This window comes from Desulfosoma sp. (genome assembly GCA_037481875.1).
Lineage (GTDB): Bacteria > Desulfobacterota > Syntrophobacteria > Syntrophobacterales > DSM-9756 > Desulfosoma.
Genome location: JBBFKY010000011.1, coordinates 36,976 through 49,128, shown reverse-complemented (window position 1 = coordinate 49,128; position 12,153 = coordinate 36,976). Strand labels below are relative to the sequence as shown.

Genomic DNA, 12,153 nt, shown 5'->3' with positions numbered 1-12,153 from the left:
CACGACGGGACGCTTATTTCACACTGACCACGGGGCAGGGGGCGTTCAAGATAACATATCGTGCCGTGGACCCGAAAAGGAGCTTCCCCACATGGGAACGACGCCGCACGCCCACGATCACCTCCTGCACGCCCTGTTCCTCGGAAAACCGAACCAGATCTTCGCCGGCAGAAAGCCCACGTATGAGCAAATGAGTTTGGCAGGGAATCTGCGCTTCCCGAAAAACATTTTCCGCGTGCTGCAGTCCGTCGCGAGCGGCATCGATCTCTTGCGCCGATGTGGACGTCCCACCCTCGAGAGACCAGACCACATGGACTTCCGCCTGAAAATACCGAGCGTGAAACAAGGCCACGTGCAAAGCTTCCTTGGCCGTGCGCGTGCCGTCATAACCCACAACGATTTTGAAACTTTTGCCGTCTTGTTCAGGCATGCTCGATTCCTCGCCGGTTTGACTCCTTAACATCAAGGTCTCTCAGCCATCCAACCCTTTAAGGGACCATGAGCCAACGTGACAACCTCCCGTTGTTTCCCGATCTACGTCAAGCTGGAAATCAACCGAAATGAAGCTTTGACACTCTGTCAAACTGCCGGTGGAACCCCCTCCGGGCTCCAACCTCTCAAACGATAGTAGTCCTGGACCATATGGCGCATTTCTTCTTCGGTCAGACAGCGTCCGTCTTCCAAGGGTTCCTTGAGAAGCCTTTGAGGGAGCCGGTCGTCTGCCGCCGTGAGCCCTTCTCGAAGGTTGAAACGCCGCGTGCTGTCCACCACCATTGACGCAATCTTTTGCAGGTTTTCCTTGTCCCATTCTTCTCCCGTCGTCAGAGCGATGATCTTGGAAAGCTCTTCCCACGGGTAAAAATCCCTGTAAAACCGACAGAGAATAAGGCAGTCAAAGAGGGTGCAGCGATCTTCAAAATCCAAAAACAGCTGAGCTTTGCCCTCGATCTGCTTGGGATCGATCAAACCGGCCAACTCGGCCTTGTAAAAGGTGGCCCGCAAATGGCACGCTCCACGGTCGCTCACCGCATAAGCCAACCCCATGCCTTTAAGCGCTCGCGGGTCATAGCCCGCGGGTTCAAGACCCTTGACGTGCACGGCCAGATCTTCCAAACCCAATTGGGCTGCCGCCGGTCGAATCCCCTGGGCCAAAAGATCACCCAATCCCTTTCGTGTGGCAATGCTTACGAGAAGTTCCGCTATGGCATCCACCTCACCATAATCAAGCCGCTCCTGAATCTTTCCACGCCGGGAGGCCTCAATGGCAAAAGCCGCCATATTTCCCGCCGTGATGGTATCCAGGCCCAATCGGTCACAGAGATCGTTTAGGTGAGCGATTTCATCCAAGGCATCGATTTCACACAGGCCGCCAAAAGCGTAGATGGTTTCGTATTCTGGACCTTCCAACTTTAGACCCTTATGGCGGCCTTCCTGAATCTCCATGTATTTTCCACATCCCATAAAGCAGGTTCGGCACGCTTTAGGCCTTGCCCCGAAGCGGTCCACAAGGATTTCGGCGCTGATTTTCTTCCACGCTTCAAATGTTCCCTTAGCCCAATACCGCGTGGGAAAACCGCCGACGGTGTTCAACAGAGCCACCATCATGGGAGTGCCATGGGTACGGTAGGCGTGTACGGCTTTGTGATCTTTGAGTTCCTTGACGATTCGGCGGGCATAGGCCTTTATGCCATCTTTATCGGCCACCGGCCTTGCGAGGGATCCATGAAAAACCACGGCCTTGATCTTCTTGGACCCTAGAACGGCACCCATGCCACAACGGCCGGCGGAACGCCAATAATCGTTTTCCACCACGGCGTAGCGCACCAGGTTTTCCCCCGCAGGCCCGATGACCACGGCCGCGGCGTCATCCACGCCGCATTGCTTGAGCACGGCATCTTCCGTTTCAAAAGTGTCTTTGCCCCAGAGATCCGCCGCCTCATGGAACTGCACTTGAGAATCGGAAATTTCAAGCCACACGGGCGTCGGCGATGCCCCTGTGATGACGATGGCATCATAGCCCGTGCGGCTCATGGGAATAGCCGCGCGTCCTCCCGAATAAGATTCTCCGTAAAATCCCGTCAAAGGAGATTTTGAAAAGATACCGTGTCGGCAGGATCCGTAAATCGCCGTATCACTGACAGGGCCTAGAGCAAAAATGAGATGGTTTTCCGCAGAGAGAGGATCCACACCCGCAGGGTTTTTTTCCAAAAGCAGCTGCGTAGCCAATCCCTTTCCTCCCAAAGTGCGGCGAAGTCGCTCCCGCTCAAGAGGCACCGCCTCCCAGCGACGAGCTCCCACGTCGACCATCAAGTATCGCCCGAAAAAGCCCTGCATACGTTCTCCTTTTTATCTTTGTGAAATAAAGGTTTTCAACCGCCGTCGCCTTCGGCTACCGCGTCAACTCCCTCAAGGACTCCTCCAGAATGTCCATGCCTCGCTCAAGTTGCTCATCGGTTATGACCAAAGGCATCAGGGTACGAATCACATTACCGAAATTACCGCATGAAAGCAAAACCAGTCCCTTCTGGTAGCAGAGACTGACCAACTTCTTGGCCTCGTCGGTGGCCGGTTCTTTGGTTTCTCGGTCCCGCACCAGTTCAATGGCCAGCATGGGGCCTTTGCCGCGCACCTCCCCGATGATTTCATAAGAATCCTGAAGACGCCTCAAGGCCTCGTGAACCTTTTTTCCGAGGACTTCCGCAGTGTTGAGCAAACCGTCTTCCAGAAGAATCTCTAAAACAGCCAAACCCGCTCGACACCCCAAGGGATTGCCGCCGTAGGTGCCCCCTAAGCCTCCCACATGGGGTTTGTTCATAAGCTCGGCCCGCCCCACCACAGCACTCAAGGGCATTCCTGCCGCCAGACTCTTGGCAAGCGTTATCACATCAGGGCTGATCCCCCAATGCTCAATGGCAAAAAGTTTTCCGGTTCGACCCATGGCCGATTGCACTTCATCAATAATAAGCACGATCCCGTATTTTTGACAGATAGCTTGAAGTTTCTTGAAATACTCCGGTGGCGGCGTGACAAAGCCTCCTTCCCCTTGAATGGGTTCAGCGATGACCGCCGCCGTGCTTTCCGCCGCCACATGGGAAATGAAAAATTCTTCAAGGTAATCGGCACAGGCCACATCACAGCTAGGATACTTTAAATGAAACGGGCACCTGTAACAGTACGCGAACGGCATGCGATAAACTTCAGGAGCAAAAGGGCCAAAGCCCAATTTGTAAGGCTTTATTTTGCTGGTGAGTGTCATGGTCAGAAGGGTTCGGCCATGAAAACCGTTTTCAAAACAGATGATGGCCGGCCTTTGCGTGGCATATCGGGCGATCTTAACCGCGTTTTCAACGGCTTCCGCACCACTGTTGGCAAAGAGCGTCATCTTAGGAAAATCGCCTGGAGCTAAAGCGTTCAATTTTTCGGCCAAGGCCACGTACGGCTCGTACATGGCCACGTGAAAACAGGTGTGGGTAAATTTTTCCGCCTGGTCTTGCAAAGCGGCCACCACTTTGGGGTGGGAGTGGCCCACATTCATCACCCCGATACCCCCTGCAAAATCAATAAGCTCCCTGCCGTCCACATCGATCAACACGGCTCCTCGAGCTTCTTTGATAAAGGCCGACGTCACGTGAAAGGGCCCTTGAGGCACATTTCGATTTCTTCGCTCCAACAAACCACTACTCGAGACTGTCATTTGCAAACTCCTTTCTTCGTGAAGGATCGGACCAAGGTCACGCGCACCGGACTTGTGTAATAACAAGGAACATACCAAACCAGATCAATAACTCATTCCCACTGTTGTCAATGAAGCACTAGGAGCGGGTGCGAAAACTTAGAATGAGCCATTGCAGGCAAAGACGTAAGGGCACGGCGCGCCGTGCCCTTACGCCTCAAACCCTTTGTTTTCCTGGGACAACGGGCCTTTGGCCGCCATCTGTGTGAGCGGGACGCCCTCGCTCCCAAGGACAAATGCTTTCTCGGACAGGCTCCTGGAAAGGAAGATTCTCACACAAGCCACTTTGCGGCCTTTTTGCCAATAAGGGTTGGTCACCTCCTGAAGGCACAAAGCAGGAGGTCTGATAACGAGCCGTCTGCTGGGTTCCCGGTTTTTCCGCATGAACGACTGAGACAAGCCCATTTTTGGAAAGGAGCGCTCTTGACCATGCGCCATGGCATAAGCTATGCGTTACCGCATACGCGAGGAGGATTCCAAAGGGCACATTCTATCTTGAACGATGGAGGCCGACGTGAAACATACATCGAGGAAAACCCAAACCCCAGATTCTTTGCCTGAAAAGGATGGGATACTTATCCAAAAAGATCCGGCACCTTGGCTTCTGGATATCATGCAACCACTCTTTCTCATGCAACCTACAGGCATTATCACCTTCGTCAACCGAGCCGGCCGTAAACTTTTGAACCTTATGCCAGGAGATGATCTCAAAAAGGCTTTTCCTCATCTGTGGAGTCAAGTTTTTTTGGCTATCAAGGATGGTTCCGTACGGTACGGTTTCTTTCAAGAAAACCTGACCCGTCGTTACTTGGTGCATCTGCAATACTTCACAGAAAGTCCTCTAGGACCCGTTGTGCTCTGTCAGTTCAAAGACGACGTCGAATTGGACGAAATCACTCGATCTCTTCTGGCATTTCCAACGCTTTCGCGGGAACTGGACGCCATCATCGACTCCTCCGCCGACGGCCTATGGATCTCGGACGCTCAAGGCACCGTGCTTCGCATCAACCGTGCCTCAGAACGCCTCAACGGCCTTAAGGCGCAGGATGTGGTGGGTCGAAATATGCGCGAACTCGTGGAAGAGGGGTTGGTGGACTGTTCCGCCACATTGGAAGTCATCCGCACGGGCCAAATCGTCAACCTTTTGCAAAATACTCGAAGCGGCCGAAAGCTGATGCTCACGGGAAACCCGGTCTTAGATCCTCAAGGCCGCTTGTCCCTTATCGTGGTCAACGAACGAGACATCACCGAAATTGACGCCCTCTATCAATCCCTCGAACGGGAAAAGGCTCTCAAAGACCAGTACAAAAACCAAATTCTGGACATGCAGCTGGAACATCTTCAAGACCAACAAATCATCGCCCGCAGTCCCTCCATGGTGAATGTCTTGCATCAAGCCTTTAAGGTCAGCGCCGTGGATTCTACGGTCCTTCTTCACGGGGAATCGGGTGTGGGCAAAGGCTTGATCGCCGAACTGATTCACAAGTTTTCTCCACGATCCCAGCATCCCATGATCCGCATCAATTGCGGCGCCATTCCGGAAACCCTCATTGAAGCGGAATTGTTCGGCTATGAACGGGGCGCCTTTACCGGCGCTCGGCACAGTGGAAAGCCAGGTTATTTTGAAGCGGCGGACGGCGGGACCTTACTACTCGATGAAGTCTCGGAATTACCCTTGAATTCTCAAGTTAAACTTTTGCGGTTCTTGGAAGACGGCCGCATCACGCGTATTGGAGGAACCACAAGCCGCAAATTGGATGTGCGCATTCTGGCCGCAACAAACCGAGATTTGGCCACCATGGTACAACGCGGTGAATTCCGGAAGGATCTTTATTACCGACTCAACGTCATCCCCCTATGGATCCCCCCTCTGAGGGATCGTAAGGAATGCATCTTTCCCATGCTTCAGCATTACCTGGAACGTTTTTGTACCAAGCTGCAAAAACCGACCTTGCGCTTAAGCCGAACGGCGGCCGATGCGCTCATCTCTTACGATTTTCCGGGAAACGTTCGGGAATTGGTTAACCTGTGCGAGCGCTTGGCCGTGATGTGCGATCATAACCCCATTCGTCTGGAAGACTTACCCAGAAACGTTACGGCCCATTCCGACCCCAAACAGGTCACCCCCATGGTCCCCTTGGAGGGAGCCACTCTATCTGAGCTGATGGCCTCCGCAGAGCGGTGCATTCTCAGGCAAGCTCTCGAAAGCTACGGAAGCCAGTGGGCCGTGGCGCGAAAATTGGGCGTCAATCAGTCCACCGTCTCTCGAAAAATCAAAAAGTACGGTCTTCACACAGACCCGGTTCTCTCCATGAACAATTCTATGCATAAACGCATCGACTCTCAACCTGCCAAAGAAAGGGCGGCAAACCCGTGAAGAGAAAAAATGCTTGAAGCACCGGTCCTTCAAACACCGGTACGAATGTTGCATAATCTGTCGAGGTTTCCCGTGGTGGCATGGCAGAAAAGGTATAACGTTCAAGGCTTGGGAGGCACACATGAAAAGATTTTTGTTACTGTGTTTGGTCGTGGTTTCGGTATGGGTCGGCTTGGCGGGTGCCGAGGAAGCCCGTGATCATTACAAAGTAGGCGTTATCACTTCCCTTTCGGGAGACCTCGCCACTGGCGGTAATGTGACCAAAAGGGGCTATGATCTTTGGGCTCAAGCCGTCAATGAGCAAGGCGGTATTGAAATCGGCGGAAAGAAATACGCCGTAAAGCTCTTTTATGCTGATGATCAGTCGGAACCCTCTGTAGGTGCCTCTGCAGCAGAACGCTTGGCGACCCAGGAAAAAGTGGACTTTGTGCTCGGTCCGTACGCTTCCGGCGTCACTTTGGCCTGTGCCCCGGTATTGGAAAAGTACCGTATTCCCATGATCACCGGCTCTGCGGAATCGCCGCTCATTTGGCGTCAGAAATTCCGCTACACTTTTGGGACCATTCCCCCCGTTAATTACACGGGTTCCATGCCCATCGAAACACTTATGGCTTTAAACCCAGCGCCGAAAACGGCCTTCATCTTGGGATCTAACGACGCCTTTTCCAAAGCAACGGCGGAAGCCTTCAAGGCAGCGGCGGAAGCATACGGCATGAAGGTTTTAAAATTCGATATCGTCCCGGCAGGGCAGGACCTCACGCCTTACATGTCTGTAGCTAAAGCCACACGTCCGGACCTTATCGCTTTTGGCGGCCATGACGAGGAGCTTATCAACTTGGTCAAAGCTCTGCGCCAAATCAACTACACGCCAAAGGCGCTTCTGATGCATTACGGAGTCACAGAACCAGCCTTTGTAGAGGCGTTGGGAAAGGACGCGGAAGGAGTTTTCGGTGGCTCGGTCTGGACAGGAAGCCTCAAGACCCATGGGTCTTTGCTATGGCCTGATGCCCCCACCTATGCTCAGGCAGCCTTGAAAGCGTTCAATGTGCCCGCCGACTACACGCAGGCAGGCTGCTCTGCAGCAGGCATAGCGTTTCAGGCGGCACTTCAAAAGATTCAGGCGGCTCCGCCGCTTTCTGAAGAAAAACGTGAAGCTCTGGTCAAGGCCTTGGAGGAGCTCGATATCGATACCTTCTACGGCAAGATCAATTTTGCTGAGGAGGGGGAATTCTACCACGCCAACATCGGACTCTCGCCTCTTACCGTGCAAATTCAGCAAGGGCATGCGAGGATCGTGGGACCTAAGCAACACATGGAAACCCCGGCCATATACCCTCTAAAGCCCTGGAAAGAACGCTAGCACGTTCGCCGAACCGAGGTGTGGGACGCACGGAGACATAGGCTAGACTTTGTGCGTCCCCAACGCCCTCAAAGAGGCATGCCTTTTGACACTGAAAAGCATGCTACGCCTTCGGCCCTGCCATGCACTTTCAGTCAACTTTTTCGTGCCAAAGCATGGCATATCCGACGGCCCTGTTTGCTCACACGGGCGAAGGTCCTGCACGCCGGTGAAGATAGTTTTTCTTAATGGATCATCTCGATGGTCCGAGCTCATCGGCACCAGGGAACGGAAATGTGTCGGTTTTTTTGAAGTTAGTTAAGCCAACAAAAATTAGTTCTCCATGGCTCTCGTTGGCTGAAAATTTTTGAGCAACTGAAGCTGAGGCAGCTCAAAACTATTGACTCGGAGTGAACACTTTATGCTGCTTTTACCCCAAGCCATTGTGGATGGCCTTCTCATCGGGGGCATCTACATCACCATCGCCATCGGCTTTTCCCTTGCCTACGGGGTTATGCACATCATCGATTTTGCGGTGGGGGAATGGATCATGCTGGGAGCCTTTCTGGGTTATTACTTGAACCAGTGGTTCGGATGGGAGCCCTTTCTGGCCTTGCCGTTGATTTTTCTGGTCTTCTACGGCATCGGCTTCTGGCTGCAGCCGCTGATTCACCGCGTGCTTAGTGGACGCCGCGGGAACCCGGTCCTGATGGGCCTTGTGTTCACCTTCGGCCTGGCGCTCATGTTTCGCGGGCTGGCGCTGACCACTTTCGGCTTCTTCTCTCGATCCATTACGTCCGCTCTTGCCGAAGGTTCCTTCTTTCTTCAGCATGGTGACTTTTTTGTAACTATTCCGGTTATTCGGCTGGCCGGATTGTGTTACGCCTTGGCCATCACCCTCGGTCTCCATTACCTGTTGAATAAGACGGATTTTGGGCTGGCCGTTCAAGCGTTGGCCCAGCACAAGGAATCGGCGGGACTCATGGGAATCAACGCCAAGAAGGTCAGCTCCCATGTGTACGGCTTGTACGTGGCCATTAGTGCGATGACGGGAACCATCATCGGATGCATTTTTTCCATCAGTGCGCAAATGGGCCCGGATTTAACGGTCTTCGCTTTTTTCGTTGTGGTCTTGGCCGGCATGGGCTACCTGGCCGGGGTGCCGTGGGCCGCTTTTCTTTTGGGTTTCGTTCAATCCTTTTTCCTTATTTATCTCAGTCCCGCTTACACCCTGTTGGCCGTTTTTGCCATCCTTTACATTATCCTACTCATCTCGCCCAAAGGGCTATTTAGAAAGGGGGTTTGACCCATGCCCCGCAAGCCCGTCTTTTGGGCCTTCGGGCTCACCCTTTGTCTCACGGCAGTTCCTTCGGTGGTGCGTGACACGTTTTACCTGCGTATCTTGACCGAAGCCGTCATGTGGATCGGACTGGCCATCACGTGGGATGTGCTGGCCGGGTATACGGGCTATTTGAATTTCGGACATGGAGCCTTTTTCGGTCTCGGCGCTTACACGACCGCCATTCTCATGATGAAAGCAGGATGGCCTTTCGCTGCCGCAGTAGCAGCCGGAGGAGTGCTGGCCGCCTTCGCCGCTTTGTTGGCAGGAATTCCTACGCTGCGCCTCAAGGGAGCTTACTTTGCCATCGCCACCTGGGCTTTGGCTCGAGCCGTCCAGCAAATCGCCTTGATTTTGGACATCACTGGAGGGCCCGACGGCATGAGGCTTCCACCTTTTCTTCACCCACAGTTTTTCTATTACGTCATGCTAGGGATCACGGCCGGGGTTTTCTTTATTCTGTGGTTCCTTCTGGAATCGGCGCCCTTTGGACTCAAGGTGAAAGCTATTCGAGAAAACGAGGAAGGTGCCATGGCCTCAGGCCTCAACCCTACCCGCATCAAGATTCAGGCTTTCATTTTGTCGGCCTGTCCTGCGGGAATCCTTGGCGGAGTCTACGCCTACTGGATTACCTACATCGACCCAGCGTCCACGTTGGGAGACCTCGTCACGGACCAGGCTGTGGTCATGGCTGTCTTTGGAGGCTTGGGCACGTTGATCGGACCCGCCTTGGGAGCCGTTGTCCTTTTCTCCTTCAAGACCTATTTCTGGGCCTATCTCTCAGACTACCAGGTGCTATACCTCATCATTTTAGGAGCTCTTATCGCTTTCAGTGTGGTCTTTCTTCCTGACGGTCTTTGGGGATCGATCCTGAGTCTTACGTCCGCAAGGTCTGCTTCACTGCTGAAATGGCCCAAGAGGGGAAGTGAACCAAAGAGCCAGGAGAACACCCATGCCTGAGACGATTCTTCATGTGGATTCGGTTTCCAAGGTCTTTGGGGGGCTGCATGCCGTCAATGGTGTCAGTTTCCACATCGCCCGTCAAGAAATCGTAGGGCTCATCGGACCAAACGGGGCCGGAAAGACGACCCTTTTCAATATCATTAGTGGTTATTACCGGCCAACTCGAGGACGCGTAGAGTTCGCCGGTAGAGACGTTACTGGAATGGCACCTTACGAGCTTGCAAAACTGGGGATCGGGCGAACTTTTCAAATCGTCAGACCTTTTGCCGGCTTGTCGGTCCTCGACAATGTGGTGGTCGCTTCTTTGTTAAAACATCCACGACGAAAAGACGCGGAAAGTCACGCCTGGAAGATCTTGGAATTGACGGGACTGGCCGACAGGGGGCACCATCCTGCATCCAGTCTCACGCTTCCGGGCAGAAAGCGATTAGAAATCAGTAAAGCCTTAGCTCTGGAGCCAACCTTGCTTTTGCTGGACGAAGTCATCGCCGGTCTCAATCCCACGGAGGCGGACAGGACCGTGCAGTTGATTCTCCGGCTCAGGGAACGAGGCCTGACCATTTTGATTGTCGAACATATCATGAGGGTCATCATGAACCTCAGTGATCGTGTGGTGGTGTTGAATTACGGACAAAAGATCGCCGAAGGCAGCCCCAAAGAAGTGGCTGAAAATCCCGCGGTGATCGAAGCCTATCTTGGAGAGTCGGTCGCATGAACGCCCTTCACGTCCACGCCGTTTCCGCCCATTACGGGGATGTTCAGGCCCTTTGGGAGATCAGCTTCAATGTCCAAGAACGCCAGATTGTGGCGCTTATCGGAGCCAACGGGGCCGGAAAGACCACGACCCTCAAGACCCTTTGCGGCCTTGTGGCCGTCAGCAGAGGGGAAATTCGCTACGAGAATCGGCGTATCGATGGGTTGCCGGTTCATGAAGTGGTAGCTCAGGGGATCACCCTTATTCCAGAGGGTCGACAGCTGTTTCCCAAGATGACAGTAGAAGAAAATCTGATTTTGGGAGCATATTTAAAACGGGCTAAAGAAAAACGCACTCGAAACCTGAAGCGGGTTTACGAGCTGTTTCCAAGACTTGCCGAACGACGAAATCAAATCGCGGAAACCCTCTCGGGTGGGGAACAGCAGATGCTGGCCATCGGCCGCGGTCTCATGCAAGACCCCACTCTCATTATGCTCGACGAACCAAGCCTTGGATTGGCACCCATTCTTGTGCATGAAATCTTTCGGGTGGTAAAGGAACTGAACCACATGGGATTGACCATCCTCATCGTGGAACAAAACGTCCATCAGACCCTTCGTCTCGCCCATTACTGTTACGTTCTCGAAGGGGGGCGCATCGTCCAACATGGATCCAGCCAAGATTTGGAGAAAGATCCGAAGGTGCGCGAAGCCTATTTGGGGTTTTGAACCCTCTCAGGGCACGTGGTCGGTTATGGACGCACACGGAGCTCCGCCCCTACAGTCCCTCAATGGCAGGGGCACTGTTGGCCCCGTCAAGGATCTTGTCCGAGAACTCGAGATAAGCTGTTCCAAGCGATGCCTTTTCAAGAAGGATAAGTGTCACGCGCACGGGCGCTCCATTTCATGATTCGACAGGTTCGTAGGGTTTGGGTTAGTCCCAGAGCGGTTTGAGAACAAAGACTTGTTTGACGGCCCTGGCAACGCGCACTTCTTTGACTTCCATGAGGCTTTCCGGGTGGGTCTCCAGATCCTTCCATGATTCAAGCACCGTCGCGGTGCCGTTGTTTGAGACGAGCACAGGGACGGTCTGCTGAGGTGGTTTCTTTCCTTCGTAGACGATGTCCACCTTTCCTTCGGGTTTGACGAACCGCCGTTCCACGGCGTAGCTCCCCACGGTTTCATACACTGGGGCTCGGCTGTATTCCTGCGGCTCCAAATCCCGAACCGTTCCATTTTCCACAATGAAGAAACGTGATGAACTTTGTTCCTGAACCGCCTGAGGTCGAGCCTTGGCTTTCATGGTATAGGCCTCCTTGATTTTTCCAGCCGCCACCCACTGAGCTGCATGCAGATCCGCGGCTTTGGAAAAGGAAACGTCACAGGACAGTCGGCATGTCAGACATCGCAGCAGAGGAACGTAGCGCTCCTCCTTGAGGCACCAGACAAAATGGCTGCGATGCGTGCTGGAGTCCGCGGGCATTTAGACCTCGAGGGCTTCCTCCAACTTCTTCACGGCCTCTTGAAGATCAGGAAGAAGTTCCGGGGAAAGGGTTACACCCTTTTTGGAAGGATGATACTCGCCGTCGTCGCCTTTATAAAAAACGCGAATATCAATGTACTCCTTGCCGCGAAAAACATTAAGGGACACTCGAATCTCTTCAAGAGCGTTTTTTTGAAAGGCATGAATGAGTCGATTTTCCGCCATG

At 53.4% G+C, this 12,153-nt stretch carries 11 protein-coding genes; 6 read left to right on the top strand and 5 right to left on the bottom strand.

Annotation, left to right across the window (positions count from 1 at the left end; genetic code table 11):
• Positions 1-13 precede the first annotated feature (13 nt).
• The 3 genes from WHS46_13025 to gabT form a co-directional block, all read right to left on the bottom strand.
• On the bottom strand, positions 14-430 hold the full coding sequence (locus WHS46_13025; GenBank protein ID MEJ5349598.1) for a universal stress protein: 417 nt from the start codon (positions 428-430) through the stop codon (positions 14-16).
• A 149-nt stretch (positions 431-579) separates the two neighbouring features.
• On the bottom strand, positions 580-2,334 hold the full coding sequence (locus tag WHS46_13020; protein MEJ5349597.1) for an aldehyde ferredoxin oxidoreductase family protein: 1,755 nt from the start codon (positions 2,332-2,334) through the stop codon (positions 580-582).
• 55 nt (positions 2,335-2,389) lie between these two features.
• The gene (gene gabT, locus WHS46_13015) at positions 2,390-3,694 is read right to left on the bottom strand and encodes a 4-aminobutyrate--2-oxoglutarate transaminase (protein ID MEJ5349596.1); all 1,305 of its coding nucleotides are present in this window, start codon (positions 3,692-3,694) and stop codon (positions 2,390-2,392) included.
• A gap of 553 nt (positions 3,695-4,247) precedes the next feature.
• Here gabT and WHS46_13010 point away from each other — a divergent pair.
• The 6 genes from WHS46_13010 to WHS46_12985 all read left to right on the top strand — a co-directional run bounded on the left by WHS46_13010 (position 4,248) and on the right by WHS46_12985 (position 11,173).
• Complete coding sequence (locus WHS46_13010; GenBank protein ID MEJ5349595.1) at positions 4,248-6,110, top strand: sigma 54-interacting transcriptional regulator; 1,863 nt, start codon at positions 4,248-4,250, stop codon at positions 6,108-6,110.
• 121 nt (positions 6,111-6,231) lie between these two features.
• Positions 6,232-7,470 (top strand): amino acid ABC transporter substrate-binding protein, encoded by a 1,239-nt coding sequence (locus tag WHS46_13005; protein ID MEJ5349594.1) that lies wholly within the window; start codon positions 6,232-6,234, stop codon positions 7,468-7,470.
• A 400-nt stretch (positions 7,471-7,870) separates the two neighbouring features.
• The gene (locus WHS46_13000; protein ID MEJ5349593.1) at positions 7,871-8,755 is read left to right on the top strand and encodes a branched-chain amino acid ABC transporter permease; all 885 of its coding nucleotides are present in this window, start codon (positions 7,871-7,873) and stop codon (positions 8,753-8,755) included.
• A 3-nt stretch (positions 8,756-8,758) separates the two neighbouring features.
• Complete coding sequence (locus WHS46_12995; protein ID MEJ5349592.1) at positions 8,759-9,748, top strand: branched-chain amino acid ABC transporter permease; 990 nt, start codon at positions 8,759-8,761, stop codon at positions 9,746-9,748.
• Positions 9,741-10,466, top strand: a complete 726-nt coding sequence (locus WHS46_12990) for an ABC transporter ATP-binding protein (protein MEJ5349591.1) — start codon at positions 9,741-9,743, stop codon at positions 10,464-10,466. Before WHS46_12995 ends, WHS46_12990 begins: the two co-directional genes overlap by 8 nt.
• A complete protein-coding gene (locus tag WHS46_12985; protein ID MEJ5349590.1) occupies positions 10,463-11,173 on the top strand; it encodes an ABC transporter ATP-binding protein in 711 nt (236 codons plus the stop codon). The genes WHS46_12990 and WHS46_12985 overlap by 4 nt, the downstream gene beginning before the upstream one ends.
• Positions 11,174-11,378: 205 nt before the next feature.
• Here WHS46_12985 and WHS46_12980 read toward each other — a convergent pair whose 3' ends face one another.
• A complete protein-coding gene (locus tag WHS46_12980) occupies positions 11,379-11,927 on the bottom strand; it encodes a hypothetical protein (GenBank protein ID MEJ5349589.1) in 549 nt (182 codons plus the stop codon).
• On the bottom strand, positions 11,928-12,152 hold the full coding sequence (locus tag WHS46_12975) for a transcriptional coactivator p15/PC4 family protein (protein ID MEJ5349588.1): 225 nt from the start codon (positions 12,150-12,152) through the stop codon (positions 11,928-11,930).
• Position 12,153 lies beyond the last annotated feature (1 nt).

What these genes read in the sequence shown, in the direction of transcription:
- WHS46_13020 (MEJ5349597.1), bottom strand. Translation starts at nt 2,334, where the DNA reads ATGCAGGGCTTTTTCGGGCGATACTTGATGGTCGACGTGGGAGCTCGT.
- gabT (MEJ5349596.1), bottom strand. Translation starts at nt 3,694, where the DNA reads ATGACAGTCTCGAGTAGTGGTTTGTTGGAGCGAAGAAATCGAAATGTG.
- WHS46_13025 (MEJ5349598.1), bottom strand. Translation starts at nt 430, where the DNA reads ATGCCTGAACAAGACGGCAAAAGTTTCAAAATCGTTGTGGGTTATGAC.
- WHS46_12975 (MEJ5349588.1), bottom strand. Translation starts at nt 12,152, where the DNA reads ATGGCGGAAAATCGACTCATTCATGCCTTTCAAAAAAACGCTCTTGAA.
- WHS46_12995 (MEJ5349592.1), top strand. Translation starts at nt 8,759, where the DNA reads ATGCCCCGCAAGCCCGTCTTTTGGGCCTTCGGGCTCACCCTTTGTCTC.
- WHS46_12990 (MEJ5349591.1), top strand. Translation starts at nt 9,741, where the DNA reads ATGCCTGAGACGATTCTTCATGTGGATTCGGTTTCCAAGGTCTTTGGG.
- WHS46_13000 (MEJ5349593.1), top strand. Translation starts at nt 7,871, where the DNA reads ATGCTGCTTTTACCCCAAGCCATTGTGGATGGCCTTCTCATCGGGGGC.
- WHS46_12980 (MEJ5349589.1), bottom strand. Translation starts at nt 11,927, where the DNA reads ATGCCCGCGGACTCCAGCACGCATCGCAGCCATTTTGTCTGGTGCCTC.
- WHS46_13005 (MEJ5349594.1), top strand. Translation starts at nt 6,232, where the DNA reads ATGAAAAGATTTTTGTTACTGTGTTTGGTCGTGGTTTCGGTATGGGTC.
- WHS46_12985 (MEJ5349590.1), top strand. Translation starts at nt 10,463, where the DNA reads ATGAACGCCCTTCACGTCCACGCCGTTTCCGCCCATTACGGGGATGTT.